13 protein-coding genes and 1 tRNA gene are annotated in these 15,621 nt (G+C 63.2%); 5 read left to right on the top strand and 9 right to left on the bottom strand.

Annotated features, from left to right (window positions below; all coding sequences use genetic code 11):
- The first annotated feature begins 53 nt into the window (after nt 1-53).
- Nucleotides 54-848, top strand: a complete 795-nt coding sequence (locus AB0I57_RS18030; protein WP_358338171.1) for a GntR family transcriptional regulator — start codon at nt 54-56, stop codon at nt 846-848.
- Here the strand turns inward: AB0I57_RS18030 and cmrA are convergent.
- The 3 genes from cmrA to AB0I57_RS18015 are packed head-to-tail and all read right to left on the bottom strand — an operon-like array spanning nt 845 to nt 4,238.
- A complete protein-coding gene (gene cmrA, locus AB0I57_RS18025; RefSeq protein ID WP_358338168.1) occupies nt 845-1,648 on the bottom strand; it encodes a mycolate reductase in 804 nt (267 codons plus the stop codon). The two genes, AB0I57_RS18030 and cmrA, sit on opposite strands and share 4 nt — an antisense overlap.
- Nucleotides 1,649-1,667: 19 nt before the next feature.
- A complete protein-coding gene (locus tag AB0I57_RS18020) occupies nt 1,668-3,692 on the bottom strand; it encodes an NADPH-dependent 2,4-dienoyl-CoA reductase (protein ID WP_358338165.1) in 2,025 nt (674 codons plus the stop codon).
- A gap of 12 nt (nt 3,693-3,704) precedes the next feature.
- Nucleotides 3,705-4,238 carry a PadR family transcriptional regulator gene (locus AB0I57_RS18015; RefSeq protein ID WP_358338162.1) on the bottom strand — a complete coding sequence of 178 codons (534 nt, stop codon included), beginning with the start codon at nt 4,236-4,238 and terminating at the stop codon, nt 3,705-3,707.
- 124 nt (nt 4,239-4,362) lie between these two features.
- Here AB0I57_RS18015 and AB0I57_RS18010 point away from each other — a divergent pair, with 124 nt between their 5' ends.
- Entirely contained in the window at nt 4,363-5,688 is a 1,326-nt protein-coding gene (locus AB0I57_RS18010; protein ID WP_358338159.1) for an MFS transporter, read from the top strand.
- Here AB0I57_RS18010 and AB0I57_RS18005 read toward each other — a convergent pair.
- The 6 genes from AB0I57_RS18005 to AB0I57_RS17980 form a co-directional block, all read right to left on the bottom strand.
- The gene (locus AB0I57_RS18005; protein WP_358338156.1) at nt 5,685-6,263 is read right to left on the bottom strand and encodes a DUF4203 domain-containing protein; all 579 of its coding nucleotides are present in this window, start codon (nt 6,261-6,263) and stop codon (nt 5,685-5,687) included. The two genes, AB0I57_RS18010 and AB0I57_RS18005, sit on opposite strands and share 4 nt — an antisense overlap.
- A gap of 104 nt (nt 6,264-6,367) precedes the next feature.
- Nucleotides 6,368-7,219 carry an alpha/beta hydrolase gene (locus tag AB0I57_RS18000; protein WP_358338153.1) on the bottom strand — a complete coding sequence of 284 codons (852 nt, stop codon included), beginning with the start codon at nt 7,217-7,219 and terminating at the stop codon, nt 6,368-6,370.
- A gap of 61 nt (nt 7,220-7,280) precedes the next feature.
- Nucleotides 7,281-7,883 (bottom strand): cytochrome b/b6 domain-containing protein, encoded by a 603-nt coding sequence (locus AB0I57_RS17995; RefSeq protein ID WP_358338150.1) that lies wholly within the window; start codon nt 7,881-7,883, stop codon nt 7,281-7,283.
- Nucleotides 7,873-8,970 carry a catalase family peroxidase gene (locus tag AB0I57_RS17990; RefSeq protein ID WP_358338147.1) on the bottom strand — a complete coding sequence of 366 codons (1,098 nt, stop codon included), beginning with the start codon at nt 8,968-8,970 and terminating at the stop codon, nt 7,873-7,875. The genes AB0I57_RS17995 and AB0I57_RS17990 overlap by 11 nt, the downstream gene beginning before the upstream one ends.
- A 571-nt stretch (nt 8,971-9,541) precedes the next feature.
- On the bottom strand, nt 9,542-9,898 hold the full coding sequence (locus AB0I57_RS17985; protein WP_358338144.1) for a hypothetical protein: 357 nt from the start codon (nt 9,896-9,898) through the stop codon (nt 9,542-9,544).
- Nucleotides 9,899-10,870: 972 nt separating this feature from the next.
- A tRNA-Arg gene (locus AB0I57_RS17980) sits at nt 10,871-10,946 on the bottom strand.
- 170 nt (nt 10,947-11,116) lie between these two features.
- Between AB0I57_RS17980 and AB0I57_RS17975 the strand changes: the two genes are divergently transcribed.
- The 3 genes from AB0I57_RS17975 to ettA all read left to right on the top strand — a co-directional run bounded on the left by AB0I57_RS17975 (nt 11,117) and on the right by ettA (nt 15,608).
- Complete coding sequence (locus AB0I57_RS17975) at nt 11,117-13,147, top strand: cytochrome c oxidase assembly protein (protein WP_358338142.1); 2,031 nt, start codon at nt 11,117-11,119, stop codon at nt 13,145-13,147.
- Between the two features lie 95 nt (nt 13,148-13,242).
- Nucleotides 13,243-13,806: a single-stranded DNA-binding protein gene (locus AB0I57_RS17970; protein WP_358338139.1), complete on the top strand. Its 564-nt coding sequence runs from the start codon at nt 13,243-13,245 to the stop codon at nt 13,804-13,806.
- Nucleotides 13,807-13,928: 122 nt separating this feature from the next.
- On the top strand, nt 13,929-15,608 hold the full coding sequence (gene ettA, locus AB0I57_RS17965; protein WP_358338136.1) for an energy-dependent translational throttle protein EttA: 1,680 nt from the start codon (nt 13,929-13,931) through the stop codon (nt 15,606-15,608).
- Nucleotides 15,609-15,621: the final 13 nt, after the last annotated feature.

The following is a 15,621-nucleotide window of genomic DNA, read 5'->3' as shown; positions in this document are numbered from 1 at the left end:
GGCAAGAGCTGTCCGGATAACCATGATCTGGGTCTCGAGGGAGGGGTGGGTGGATGAAACGGGTGCGACCGCCTCGCTATTTGGAAATTGCAGACGAGCTGCGGCGCCGGTTGGGCTGTGCCGGCGCCGGTGACCCCCTGCCTAGTGAATCCGAACTCTCGAAGAAGTTCGGCGTGAGCCGGATGACGGCCCGCCAGGCGGTCAAGTCGCTCGAGGCCGAAGGACTCCTCTATCGAGTTCCCGGTAGTGGCACCTACGCCTCCGGCAACGAAACTGGTCGGAAGGTAGGGATCCTACGTTCGTTCACCGATGAGATGGCGAAACGGGGCGTAGTGGTCACCTCCGAAGTGCTGTTTTCGGATTGGGTCGACCTGCCGCCGGAAACTGCAGCGGAATTGCTTCTGCCTCCGGGCAGTCGCGCGGTTCGACTTGTACGGGTTCGCCTGTGCGACGGGCTGCCTGTGGCGCTCGAAAAGGTGACTCTGTCGCCGCGCTGCTCCTTCGTTCTCGACTACGACCTCGGCACGAACTCGTTGTACCGGTTGCTGGAGGACCGCGGCATCATCGTCAGTGAAGCCCGCGGGACGATCGCCGCAACCATCGCCGACGACAACGACGCCGAACATCTCGGCATCGCCACGGGCTCGCCGCTGTTGGTCGAAAAGTTGCGTATCGAAGACCAAAACGGTGTTCGTATCGAAGCAACCGACACGAGATACGTTGGTGGCAAATACGTTTCCGATGTGCATCTACGCCGCGAGAGCAGGCTCCGCTTGGCAGATCCTGACGAGGTGAATGTGCCTTTCGACGTTTCCGAACCGCCGAAAGGCACATTCGGCCCCGGCTAGCTACCCAGCTTCTTGTAGAAAGTCCCCACAATGGGTGCGACGACGGCACGCGGGCTGTATTGCCCGGCAGCGGACATCGCTTTGCTGATGACGCCGGGTACCACGCGCATCTTGTTGTCAGCCAAGGCGTCGAGCGAGACCGAGGCGGTGTACTGGCTCGAGACCCACAAGAAATCCGGCACCAGCTTGTCCACGATCGACGCATCGGCGGGATCGGGCTCTTCGGTCCGGACTGGTCCGGGCGCGAGAAGGGTCACATTCACACCCGTCCCCTTGAGTTCACCGCGAAGCGACTCGGAGAAGGTGTTGACGAATGCCTTGGTGGCTGCGTACGTCGCGTTGTGAGGGATTGGCATGTTCCCGGCTGCGGAGCCGACCATCAAGATCGCCCCGGACTTGCGTTCGAGCATGCCGGGGAGCACCGCGAGGGTCAGGTCGTGAACGGCAACCGCATTCAGTTCCACCTGGGCCCGCTCGTAGGAGGGGTCGAGTTCGGCGATGGAGCCGAACGTGGCGATTCCAGCGTTGTTGCACAGGACGCTGATCTCACGGCCGGCGAGGTCGGCGACCAGTTTCGCGCGCGCGTCACGATCCGACAGGTCGCACGCTTGCACCTCGACCTCCACGCCGTGTTTGGCGCGGAGAGTTTCGGCCAGCGACTCCATGACTTCACCGCGGCGGGCGACGAGTATCAGGGAGTGGCCGCGCGAGGCCAGATCGGCCGCCAGCGCCTCGCCTATTCCGGACGAGGCGCCGGTAACGACGGCGCGGGCATTGGGGGTGGGGTTCGGCAAGCTCACGGTCAGTCAGCCTAATAGGTCAGATCCGTGCCGCGAGACGGGTGCCCTGTTCGATCGCACGCTTGGCATCGAGCTCGGCGGCTACGTCGGCACCACCGATGACGTGAGTGGTGACGCCTGCCTCGGTCAACTCGTCGACAAGGTCGCGAACAGATTCCTGACCTGCGCAGATCACGACGTTGTCAACAGGGAGGGTGCGGGCCTTCTCGCGCTTCTCACCGAACGTGATGTGCAGACCGTCGTCGTCGATGCGCTCGTAGTTCACGCCGGACAGTTGCTGCACGCCCTTGTTCTTCAGCGCGGCGCGGTGAACCCAGCCAGTGGTCTTCGCGAGACCCGCTCCGATCCGGCCCTCCTTACGCTGCAACAGGTAGACCTCGCGCGCGGACGGCGCGGGGTCCGGTGTGGTGAGCGCTCCCGCGGCGGACTCGGGGTCGGTGACGCCCCACTCCTGCTTCCACTCCTTCAGGTCGAGGGTGGGGGAGTGCTCGTGCGTGAGGAACTCGCTGACGTCGACGCCGATACCGCCGGCGCCGATAACCGCCACCGACTTCCCGACGGGCTTACCGTCCCGCACGACCTCGGGATACGTCAGGACCTTCGGATGGTCGATCCCCTCGATTGTCGGGACGCGCGGCGTCACACCGGTCGCTACGATCACCTCGTCGTACTTGCCGACGAGTTCGGTTGCACTGACACGAGTGTCGAGACGGACGTCCACGCCGGCCAGCGGGAGTTGACGGTTGTAATAGCGAATCGTTTCTGCGAACTCCTCCTTGCCGGGAATCTTGCGGGCGATTCCGAACTGTCCACCGATCTGCGAGTCCGCCTCGAAGAGCGTCACCGAGTGGCCCCGCTGAGCCAGACCGAGGGCAGCCGACAATCCGGCAGGGCCTGCTCCGACGACGGCGACATTCTTGGAGGTTCTGGTGGGCGAGAGGATGAGTTCTGTTTCGCGGCCCGCGCGGGGATTGAGTAGGCAGGACACTTGCTTTCGCATGAAGACGTGGTCGAGGCAGGCCTGGTTGCAGGCGATGCACGTGTTGATCTCATCCGACTTCCCAGCCTCGGCCTTGCGAACCCAGTCGGGGTCGGCGAGCATCGGCCGGGCCATCGCGATCAGTTGGGCGTCACCGCGGACGAGAATTTCTTCCGCGACCTCTGGCATGTTGATCCGGTTCGCTGCTGCCACAGGTATGTTCACATGCTTCTCGAGTTTGCCGGTGATGTCGACAAACGCGGCCCGCGGTACCGATGTCACGATCGTCGGAACCCGCGCTTCATGCCAACCGATATCGGTATTGATGATGGTGGCGCCGGCAGCCTCGATTTCCTTTGCCAGCGTGACGATCTCGTCCCAGGTCTGGCCGCCCTCGACCAGGTCGGCCATCGACAGGCGGAAGATGATGATGAAGTTCGGGCCCACCGCCTCGCGGGTGCGGCGGACGATCTCGACCGCGATTCGGCGACGGTTCTCGGACGTGCCACCCCACCTGTCGGTGCGCTTGTTGGTGCGCTCGGAGAGGAACTGGTTGATGAAGTAGCCTTCGCCGCCCATGATCTCGACACCGTCGTAGTTCGCCTTTTGCGCCAAGCGTGCGCAACGCACGTAGTTGCGAATTTGCCACCGAACTCCCCGGTCGGTGAGCTTGCGTGGGCGGATCGGGTTGATCGGGGCTTTGATCGACGACGCGGAGACGCTGAACGGCTGATAGCTGTAGCGGCCTGCGTGCAGGATTTGCAGGGCGATCTTGCCGCCCTCGTCGTGTACGGCCTTGGTGATCGCGAGGTGACGTCGGGCCTCGAATCTGTTGCTCAACTTGGCACCGAAGGGGGTGAGCCAGCCCGTTCGGTTGGGGGCGTATCCACCGGTGATGATCAGCCCGACACCTCCACGCGCGCGTTCGGCGAAGTACTCGGCCACCCGCGGGATGTCCTTGGCGCGGTCTTCGAGGCCCGTGTGCATCGAGCCCATGACGACCCGATTCTTCAGCGTCGTGAAGCCGAGATCCAGCGGGGCGAGGAGCTGCGGGAACTGTGTCATCAAGCTGTGTCCTTACTGTGAGAGCGTGTCGAGTACTTCTTGACACCAGTCGGTAAAACCCTCTTCCACACGGATTCCACCGCGCAGGACGAGGTACTGGTGAAGGGCTGGCCCGGAAAGCTGATCCGGGTTGGGAAAGTCCCGTTCTTCGATCATGCGGTAGACCTCGAGCCGGGCAGCGTGGCCGTCGCGATGGCGGGCGACCTCGGCTTTGAGTGCGGGGAGGTCACCGCGCCGTGCGGCGCGGATCTTCACCGCCAGATCGTTGCGTAGGTGGTTTGGCTTGGTCGGCTCGGCGATCCAGCGCTGGAGTTCCGAACTCCCAGCGGCACTGACGCGGTACACCTTCTTGTCCGGTCTGCCGTCCTGCTTCACCACCTCGGCTTCGACCCATCCGGACTCGTCCATGCGCTTGAGCACGCGATAGATCTGCTGGTGGGTAGCGCTTTGGAAGAAGCCGATGGACCTGTCGAACCGACGCGCCAATTCATAGCCCGACCCGGAATGCTCGGTCAGGGAGACGAGCAGCGCATGTTCGAGTGCCATGAGCAGAGTATGTATGCAACGAGGTGAGTATGCAACTAATTGCACATACGCGGTTCGGGACTCGCCGGGTGGTCAGAGCGCCGGATCCGCCCGAACATCCTGTCCGCCGCCTAGGCTCGCGGGCATGAGCACCGACGTTCGTCCGCCGGCAGGGATCGGCGAGGCCGCGACGCGCCCACAGATTGCCGCCTGGGGCTTGTGGGACTTCGGCTCGGCCGCGTTCAACGCGGTGATTCTGACCTTCGTCTTCTCCGTTTACCTCACCGACGCGGTAGGCGACGACCTCCCAGGCTCGGTGTCGGCAAGCGCCTGGCTCGGGTGGTCGCTCGGGATCGCCGGATTCTTGATCGCGGTGCTCGCGCCTGTGTCGGGGCAGCGATTCGACGCTGCCGGACGGCGCAAATGGGCGCTCGGTGCCCTCACGTGCGCGACAGTCATCTGCATGGCGGCGATGTTCTTCGTCCGCGACTCCTATCAGTACCTGTGGCTCGGCTTGGTGCTGCTCGCTGCGGGTTCGGTGATCTTCGAACTGGCCAACGTTCCCTACAACGCGATGCTCCGTCAGGTGTCGACGCCGGCGAATATCGGCCGGGTGTCGGGGTTCGGCTGGTCGATGGGGTACTTCGGTGGGATCACGCTCCTGCTGCTGTGCTATTTCGGCTTCATCGCAGGCGACGGCGACCGTCGGGGTCTACTCGGAGTGCCCGTCGAGGACGGGATGAACATCCGCTTGGTGGCGGTGCTGGCCGCCGTCTGGCTGGGCTTGTTCGCGATTCCGGTGCTGCTGAAGGTGCCCGAGTTGCCCCGCCCGAAGACCGATCCCGGCGCCGACAAAGGGGGCTTCGTCGAGTCGTATCGGGTGCTCTTCCGGGATCTGCGCGACCTCTGGAACGCCGACCGGCGCACCGTCTACTTCCTTGGGGCGAGTGCGCTGTTCCGGGACGGGTTGGCAGGTGTCTTCACGTTCGGTGCCGTCCTGGCCGTCAACGTGTACGGCATCAGCGCCGCCGACGTGCTGCTGTTCGGTGTCGCGGCCAACGTGGTCGCCGCACTCGGTGCACTGACGGCGGGACGGTTCGACGACAAGGTTGGGCCCAAGACGGTGATCGTGGTCTCGTTGGCCTCGATGATCGTCGTCGGAATCGTCCTGATGCTGGTGTCGGGTCCGGAGATGTTCTGGCTGTTCGGACTGCTTCTGAGCGTGTTCGTCGGTCCAGCCCAGTCCTCCTCACGCACGTTCCTGGCCAGGATCACGCCTTCCGGTCGGGAGGGGCAGATGTTCGGCCTCTATGCGACGACCGGGCGCGCGATCTCGTTCCTGTCGCCGAGCCTGTTCGGGCTCTTCGCATTCTGGTTCGCAGCGGACCGCGGCGGGATCTTCGGCTTGCTGATCGTGCTCGCGCTCGGCCTCGCGGCATTGTCGGCCGTGCGAGCACCGGACCGCGACTAGCGCTTCGCGCGGTTGTCGTCGATGCGAAGCTTGTCCGGGAAGAGCCGCCGTTGCGCAAGCCAGCCCGCGGCCGCCACCGCGATCCAGATCAGCGTGGCGAACACCTGCTGGGCGCCCTCGCTCGGATTGTCGAGGAAGTTCAGCGCGCTGATGGTCAGGCCGAGTCCGGAAGCCACCATGCTCGCTCCGCCGAGCGCAGTCAGCCACAACAACGCTCGTGCGCGGTACCTGTCGGCGATGAAACCGCAGGCAACCGCGAGCGAGGCGATCACAATTCCGCTCAGTATCCAATTGGGATCGTCCGGTTGAAGGATGCGACTAAGCTTCGCGCCGATCACGGCACCGGTGATGATCCCGAGGAAGAATGCGGCGAACTTGAAGATCAGCGTGGTCGCCGCCCATGCCACGACCGCACCGCCAAGACTCACGAGAATCGTCGTCCCGATCGACAGCGACAGCAGGTCGGCCATGAGCCAGCCGAGTCCGAAACCGGAGGCGAGAACCGCGATGTGCAATGAACCGATACCTGCGAAGCACAGAACTGCTCCGACCAGCAGGATTCCGATACCACTCATGATTCCCTCCCCGGGTCCGCGAGCCGCGTACTGTTATCAAACCAGAAGAAACTCCCCGCACAGTGGAACGGCGGGGAAGTCTCCTGGCAGGGGAATGGTGGGCTTCAGTCGGATGTCGCGCCGATGCGCCCGAGGATCGCATTCGCGAGTTCCTCTGGTCGCTGCTCTGGAATCCAGTGCGTCGTGTTCTCCAACACGATGAACTCGTACGGCGCGTCGACGTACTCGCCGCACATTTCGGCCCCCGCGCGCCCCATGGCGATGTCTTCGGTACTCCACAAGTAGGTGGTGGGTACGGTGACGGGCGGGGTCTGGTCGAGGTCGCTCGACATCGCGCGATACCAGTTCAGCGCGCCGGTCAGGGCTCCAGGTTCGGTAAGCACCGCGACATGCTCGTCGATCAGCCTCTGTGAAACGGCGTCACCGAACATGGCGCGCAGGCGGCGTGCGTTTTCCTCGAGGAGGACCTGCTCGGCCTTGCCTTCGATTCTCAATAGGGCCATGTAGCTCGATCGTTGCTGCTGGTCCTTGTCTTCGCGCAACGCCCGGCCGAATGCGGCCAGATGCGGTACCGAGGCGGCGGTGAGGGATTTGATGCGGTCCGGGTATCGGGCGGCGACGACCCAGGCGACGCTGGCCCCCCAGTCGTGGCCGACGAGATGGACGGTATCGAGATCGAGTGCGTCGATAAGGCCGATGACGTCCGCGACGAGATGGTCCATCTTGTAGGAGTCGACGCCCTCGGGTCGGGCACCGGGCGAGTACCCGCGCTGGCTGGGTGCGTACGTCCTGAAACCGGCTGCAGTGAGCCGCTCGGTGACCGGTTCCCACGTTGCGGCGCTTTCCGGAAACCCGTGAAGAAGGATGACCGCGTCGCCGTCGGTGGGACCACTGATGATTACGTCGAACGTCATGCCACCGACCGTGACGTGCGCATGTTCTGATGTTGACAACATTCGCACACCCTACGATGTCGGCGCTGGGGCGGTCGCGACTTTCCGCGGGATGTGCCGAGTATCAGCTGGTCTCGACCTGTCGCTCACGGGTCTGCTTCGGTGGTGGCTTCGACCCGGGGATGGGCCATATGGCCATGCGGTCGAGAATACGGTCGCGGATCACCAGGGTGTGGAACAAGACTGCGCACATATGGGCGGTGAAGGTCGCGAACAGCAGGTACGCGACGATCAGATGGGTATACCAGAACACCGGATACAAGCTCGTGTTGTGCGGTGCGATCGCCGGAAGGTGTAGTCGGCCGAAGAGCACGATCGGGATCCCCGCGCTCGAGAGCATGGCCCACCCAGCCAAAGGTTGCACCACCAGCAGAACGTAGAGCAGTTGTTCCGAACGTGTCGCCACGCGACGTTCCCAGGGTCGCATCGTGGACAGGAACGGAGGCGGCTTGTGCAACAGCCGATTCCCGATTCGGACAACGACGAAGATGAGGATCGCGATTCCCAGTGGCCGGTGGATGGCAAGCAGCAGGTTGTAGTTGGCGAGCGAGGCCACCATCGTGACGCCGATGAACAGCTGGGTGATGACCATGACCGCCATGGCCCAGTGCAGCAGTCGGGAAGGGAGTGCGAACTGCGGGGTACGGCCGATCGGCTTATCGCTCATCGAGCACCCTCTCGACGTTGACTTCGCTGGGCTGTTTCGGCTCCCTGGACCTGCGCAAGAAGGACTTGGCGTATACCGCCGACCGCGCGCTGAGCAGTGGATCGTCCGACCGTGCGATACCATCCGGAAGAACGAGCGGGTCGAAGTTGATATCCCGCGCGTTGCCGTGTTCTTCGGTTTGTACCGAGTCGATGGTCAGGGTGCCGGCGTCGATGGTGTGCCGATGCGCCGGCCATGGTTTCGTCGCATCGTTGGTCGGGTCGCCGGGTTGGCCGATCGTGAGCATCAGACGCCAGTGCAGAGGTCTGTTGACGACTGTGCGGATCAGGTCGTCGAAGAGGAAGTCTCTGTCGGGCGGCTGTACAGGGTCTGCGGACTCGTACGGTTGCTCGGGGACCATCATCCAGCGCACCGGGCGGATGGCCCCGGCACTGTCGGTGAAGCGAAACGCGTTGAGCCCGTGGAAGGTGCTGTTGTCGAATCCGGAGCTGGGCGGTTGTTCTGCGATGATCTCCATCGCTGCGGCAGTCTCGGGATGTCTTTCCAGGAACGCCGCCATCTTGTCGGGGTCTGGATTTCCGGTGGCGGGATCCGGCTGGGATGCGAGCAGTCGCTCGGAAAAGCCTTCCGGGGTGCTGTCGAGGAAGACCGGGATGCTGACCATTGCCGTGCGCCACTGTTCGCCGTTCGGCAACGTGAACATCAGGCCCAGCCCGCGTATCGTGCTGTACGCGTCGGCCGCGTAGGGAACGCCTCCGGACAGCGAGAACCGGCCTGTCACCGGGATGATGCCCGGCTGGAAGACCACGGCCCTGGATATCTCGGCCCCGGCGCCATTGCTGGTGAAGTGTCCAGTCGCGCTCAGTCCCTTGGCGTGATTGCGCCGGAATCCATCGTGCTTGCCGAATACCTGCTCGAATCGATCGACGAATCGAAACGGAGTCAACTTGCCGGGCGTCAGCCAGCCCCCCAAGTACAGGAAACCGCCGACATCCGCTGCTGCGATTCCGCCCAGCGCAGCAAGGCCGATGAGGACGCTGCGGCGGCTGGGTGCTCGGGGCAGGCTCCGTTTGTTGTCATCGCCCATGGGTTCTGCCTGCCAGTCCAGCGGCGGCGACGGTCACTTCGAACCCTGCACGCCGGATCAAGTCCAGGTGTCCGCTCACATCACACATCAGTTCTCCACTCCGTCGATCGACCGATGTAGGCGCTGTCGCCTAGTCGGCCGGAGGTGGTGGGTGCCAATGCCCATGAAAAACCAGCGTACGTGTCGTTCTCGAATAATAGCCGCGTAGTGCGTCTGACCGGGCTGGATACGCTCGGCAACCGCTGGGTACGGCTGCGACATCGGTCGCGCTCGGGCGGGTACAGCCGACGCTGCCACGGAACTGGGGCTGCTCGACGGGGGTTCGGAACGTGACATCGTTGTCGGCCACGAAGGACGCTGTGCTAGGCAATCTAGGCAGGCGCGAAAGCGCCGGCCGTGCTTGGCGGCCGGAAGGATTATGACCGCGAGCGTGGTGGAAGAGCCTTGTGGGCGTCCTAGGAGTTCAGTTCCAGCGCCGCGAAAAACGGTGGGTCTTCGGTTCCTGTTGCTGTTGGGCGGCTCGAGCTTGGGTGAGGACCCCACCCACTGATGGGGTCCTCGCGCGTCGGAATCAGCTACCGAAGCCCAAGCTGCCGGATCCGTCCTCCGGGCTACCGGAAGCGCTGCCCGAACCGCCGCTCTGCTCTTCGGCGGCGGACTCTTCCGGGGCAGCCGTATCGAGATTGGCCCACCCGTCCGTTCCCACCTGTTCGTCATCGAATACTCGGTCGCACGCAGCTGCTGCGGAAAAGGCGCATGCCAACTTGAACTGAGTGTTGTTGACCACGTTGATGGTGATTTCGTTGCCCTCGACCAAAGTCGAGAATGCAGCGTCCTCGGGTGCCGCGTTCGCGGGCGCGGCGAACACTGCCGCGACGAGAGGGGCGGCGAGCACTGCGGTTACGGCAGCGCGAACTGATGTCTTCAAGGTTTCCCTTTCGAGATGTCGTGAGGTCTGGGACATGGTGCCACCGGATACCCACGGGTTGACTTGCGGGGTCACCGATCGTGGAAGGGCGCGGGTTGACGCAACCGTGACTTGGTGGCCCGCCCAGAGAGCTCGAGAGATGGGGCGCTTGGCGCCGTCTGGTGCCGTGGAGCCGAGCCCTGGGAAGTGCTGATCGACTGATCCGCAACGCACACGTTGAACTCTTCCGAACGAGTCGGATTCGAGCCCCGAAAGTGCGCTGTATGACGAGTGTCGTGTGAGCGGCCGAAGGAGTCAGGAAGATTTCAAACTGTAACCGCTTCAAATGAACTGGTCGCCCGAGGCAATCGGCCACTGTATCTGGATTCTTCAGCGAGGAACGTCGAACATGAAGAAGTAGATTCAGAGCACAGGGATACCCACTTCGGCGATCGCCGGATTTGGTAGCGCGAGGCGAAAGCAACTCGCTGCATGCTGCTGAACAGTCAACGGGCACTATGCATGTGGAGATCTGCTGCAACGGCTTCGGCGTGGGCTACTGCGTTTCGGGCGCATGGAGGACCCGATGGCGGATGCCGAGGAGGCAGTTGATCCAACTATTCAGTTTCTGCGAAATAGTTCGGAACCGCGACGAGAGGTTGCCATGAGTAGCAGAGCATCCACGAGTGGTAGAGCAGAAAGGATTGGCGGATTCCTGGCCAGTAGGGAATCCATGATTGCGGGAGTAGTGGGTCTGCTTGTCGGTCTCGTCCTGGCTGCTCCGTGGGCGGGCACCGCGACGGCTTTGTGCATGATCGTTGGTTTCGCGGCTGGCATGATTGCCGGTGCTCTCGTCCACCAGGCGAGAAAGCCTCGTCGGCCATAGGCGAGTCCGTTCGCCCTGAGGCTGGGGTCGTGAAGCGACGAATGCTCTGAACGCAACGTCGCCTTCCCTTGAATTCTTGATTCCGGAACTTTCGCTACCAGGGATTTTGGTGCCCCCGGCAGGATTCGAACCTGCGACCAAGAGATTAGAAGGCTCTTGCTCTATCCCCTGAGCTACGGAGGCGCGGAGCACATAATACCTGCCGTATCGACGGTCATCAGCCGATGGCCGCCACGGACGGGAGTAGTACCGCCAACATCAACTAAACCACGAAGTGGAACCACACCGGGTAGACGGGGCTGGACAGAAGACTCGCGTCTCCGACGGGTTGTCGTAGGTCCTACTCTTGTTGCATGGCTACACCCCTGCTCGCGAAGTCCGACCCGGAATCACAGCCCCCGAGCCGCGCCGGTTCGACCGCTTTGTTCGTCGTCGGTGGTCTCATCGCCGGTCTGGTCGCGGCCATGGTGGTCGGTCTTTCCGCTGCGCAGGCGCTCGTGCTGCTGGGGATTCCGGACCCGGGCCCGATCACCACATACGGCTTGCCTGCGATGCGAGCAGTCGCGGAGGTTGCTGCCGTCATCACGATCGGGTCGCTGTTGCTAGCGGCGTTCTTCTTGCCCCCGCAGAAGTCGGGGGTCCTGGACGTGGATGGCTATCGTGCGGTCCGGACGGCGTCACACGCCGCGATCGTATGGGCGGCGACCTCTCTGGTCCTGGTCCCGCTGGCCTTGTCGGACACCTCGGGGCAACCATTCTTCGAGGCGGCCAAGCCGAGCAACGTCTTCAGATCTTTCGATCAGGTCGAGCTCGCAAGCGTGTGGCGCTGGACTGCAATCATCGCCATCGTCGTCGCGATCACAGCGCGGCTGGTACTTCGCTGGTGGTGGACGCCGATCCTGCTGGCGGTCGCGATTCTCGGTCTGATGCCGCTGGCGTTGACCGGACACTCGTCTTCGGGCGGTTCACACGACATGGCGACGAATAGTTTGATCCTTCACCTCGTCGCGGCTTCGCTGTGGGCCGGTGGGCTGTTCGCTCTCCTGGCTCATGCGCGGCGAGGTGGTGCGTACACCGACGTCGCGGCAAGAAGGTTTTCGACGGTCGCAGGAATCTGCTTCGTTGTCATGGCTATCAGCGGAGTCGTGAACGCGCTTGTTCGCGTCCCGATCGGCGACTTTCTCGACACCACGTATGGCCGCCTCGTGGTGGCAAAGGCTGTGGCTCTGGTCATCCTGGGCGTATTGGGTTTCGCGCACCGGCGCCGGGCTCTGCCCGCGCTGCAGAAGGATCCGGCGAGCAGGGGCAACCTGATCCGATTCGCGGGGGTCGAAGCCTTGGTCTTCGGCGCGACGATCGGTCTCGCCGTCGGACTCGGCCGCACTCCTCCACCAGCACCTGTTTCAGTGCCCACTCTTACCGAGGTCGAACTCGGCTACAACCTGTCCGGGCCGCCGACGTTTGCGCGTCTGATGCTGGACTGGCGATTCGATCTCCTCTACGGCACTGCGGCGATTGTTCTCGCGCTCGTCTACGTGCTCGGAATACGCAAGCTCCGCCGCCGCGGCGACAGCTGGCCAATCGGCAGGACCGTGGCGTGGATGTGTGGATGCGCGGTGCTGCTCTTCGCGACGTCGTCCGGCGTAGGCCGCTACGCACCAGCGGTGTTCAGCGTTCACATGGGGGCACATATGGCCCTGTCGATGCTGGCCCCGGTGCTGCTGGTCCTCGGTGCGCCGATCACGCTTGCATTGCGCGCGCTCGATCCGGCGGGCAAGAATGGAGTGCCGGGTCTACGTGAATGGCTTCTGAAGGTTCTGCACAGCCCCTTCTCCCGCTTCATCACTCATCCCGTGGTTGCGGCGACGCTCTTCGTGGGCGGCTTCTACGCGCTGTACCTCGGTGGGATCTTCGGTGCCACCGTGGATTCGCACACAGCGCACATTCTGATGAACCTCCACTTCCTCCTGAGTGGCTACCTGTTCTATTGGGTCGCCATCGGCGTGGATCCGTCACCACGCAAGCTTGCGCCGGTCGCGAAACTCGCGATGGTGTTCGGCTCCCTGCCGTTCCACGCCTTCTTCGGCGTCGCGCTCATGAGCATGAACACCGTCATGGGGGAGTCGTTCTACCGCTCGCTGGGCTTGGGCTGGAACTCCGACCTGTTGAGTAATCAGCAACTCGGCGGCAGCATCGCGTGGGCGACGGGTGAGATTCCGCTGATGTTGGTGATGCTGGCGCTGCTGATCCAGTGGTCCCGCAGCGATGGCCGCACCGCCCGGCGCGTCGACCGGGCTGCCGATCGCGACGACGAGGCGGAACTTGCTGCGCACAACGCGATGTTCGCCGAACTGGCGCGACGCGATCGTGAGGCGGGACTGTGACCCGTTAGCACTTGCGGGTGACACGTTTTCGAGTCTCCGGAATGTTCGCAGCTAATTGTGCACACCCCCATAGGCTTGTCCACAGATTCCGTTCGATGACCACAGCGCTGTGTGGCGGAAGGCACGCTGTGGGAGAAGGTAACTGGCCACACGCACAGGGGGATCTGCAGATGTACGAAACACACGGCACCGTCGTCGGAACGGTCATCACCAGTCCGATCGCCAGGTCGAACGCCGCGGGCGAGGAGTTCCTGAGCTTTCGGATGGCGAGTACGGTTCGGCGGCGCAATGCCACGACCGGCGAGTGGCGCGATGGCAGCACTCTCTATCTCACAGTGACCTGTCGCCGGCGGTTGATGGCAGGCGTCGTCCAATCGATCGGGAAAGGCGATCCCGTAATCGTCACAGGCGAACTGCGCACGACCGAGTACACGACTCGTGACGGTATCGCCCGATCCAGCCTCGAGCTGAGTGCCACCGCTGTCGGTCCCGACCTTTCGCGGTGCACGGCCGTCGTAGAACGGGAGCGCCGCAAGGCCCCCGTTGACGCCGTCACCAACGACTCCGACGGTGCCGATACCGCCTTCGCAAGGACCAGTCCTGCAGAGACCTCCGTCACGGAAACGGAAACACCAGTGAATGATCCACTCGTGGCATAGCACCGCCGATGATGTCGGCCTCTCCCTGCTGTCTCCGGCGCAGGTGCGCGCCGAGAAGTAGCTGTTCGGTCGACGACCCTCCGCGATGTGGGTTCGACGCCTCACACCACTAGGCTGGCGTCATGGCTGAGTTCATTTACACGATGAAGAAGGTGCGCAAGGCGCATGGTGACAAGGTCATCCTCGATGACGTCACAATGAGCTTCTACCCTGGCGCCAAGATCGGTGTGGTCGGACCGAACGGCGCAGGTAAGTCCAGCATCCTGAAGATCATGGCGGGGCTGGATCAGCCGGGAAATGGTGAGGCATTCCTCGCTCCGGGTGCGTCCGTCGGGATCCTCATGCAGGAGCCGCAGCTGGACGAGACCAAGACGGTTCGTGAAAACGTCGAAGAGGGTATGGGCGACGTGATGGTTCAGCTCAAGCGGTACAACGAGATCGCCGAGCTGATGGCAACCGACTACTCCGACGAATTGATGGAGGAGATGGGCGAGCTTCAGGAGAAGCTCGACCATGCCGATGCGTGGGAGATCGACTCTCAGCTCGAGCAGGCGATGGATGCGCTGCGGTGTCCGCCGCCGGAAGAGATGGTTACGCACCTGTCCGGTGGTGAGAAGCGCCGCGTGGCCCTCTGCAAGCTGCTTCTCAGCAAGCCCGACCTTCTTCTGCTCGACGAGCCCACCAACCACTTGGACGCCGAGAGTGTCCTGTGGCTCGAGCAGCACCTGGCCGCGTATTCGGGTGCGATCCTGGCCGTCACCCACGACCGATACTTCCTCGACCATGTGGCGCAGTGGATTTGCGAGGTCGATCGTGGACGGTTGTACCCGTATGAGGGCAACTACTCGACCTACCTCGAACAGAAGGCTGCTCGCCTGGAGGTACAGGGGAAGAAGGATCAGAAGCTGCAGAAGCGGCTCAAGGAAGAACTCGCGTGGGTGCGGTCGGGTGCGAAAGCCCGTCAGGCCAAGAACAAGGCCCGTCTCGACCGGTACGAGGAGATGGCCGCCGAGGCAGAGAAGACTCGCAAGCTCGACTTCGAGGAAATCCAGATCCCGGCGCCGCCGCGCCTGGGTGACGTCGTCGTCGAGGTGTCGAATCTGGACAAGGGTTTCGACGGACGGGTTCTGATCAAGGACCTGTCGTTCACGTTGCCGCGTAACGGCATCGTCGGTGTCATCGGCCCCAACGGTGTGGGAAAGACGACATTGTTCAAGACCATCGTCGGCCTCGAGGAGCCCGACGCCGGCGAGGTCAAGATCGGCCAGACCGTGAAGCTGAGCTATGTCGACCAGAACCGTGCAGGCATCGACCCGAACAAGTCGGTGTGGGAGGTCGTGTCCGACGGTCTCGACCACATCATCGTCGGACAGACCGAGATGCCTTCGCGCGCGTACATCAGCTCGTTCGGCTTCAAGGGCGCAGACCAGCAGAAGCCGTCCGGCGTGCTCTCCGGTGGTGAACGCAACCGACTCAACCTGGCGATGACCCTCAAGCAGGGCGGCAACCTGATCCTGCTCGACGAGCCGACCAACGACCTCGACGTCGAGACACTCGGCTCGCTCGAGAACGCCCTCGAACAGTTCCCGGGCTGTGCTGTCGTGATCTCCCACGACCGCTGGTTCCTGGACCGCACGTGTACCCACATTCTCGCGTGGGAGGGTGGCTTCGGTGACAACGAGGCTGCCTGGTATTGGTACGAGGGCAACTTCGAAGGCTACGAGGCCAACAAGGTCGAGCGTCTCGGGCCGGACGCGGCGCGTCCGCATCGTGTCACCTATCGGAAGCTGACGAGAGACTGACTGTGGCATCAGA

The organism is Rhodococcus sp. NPDC049939, from assembly GCF_040656415.1.
In the GTDB taxonomy this organism is placed as follows: Bacteria; Actinomycetota; Actinomycetes; order Mycobacteriales; family Mycobacteriaceae; genus Rhodococcus_F.
The sequence above is the reverse complement of the archived record's forward strand: the minus strand, read 5'-3'. Positions and strand labels throughout refer to the sequence as shown.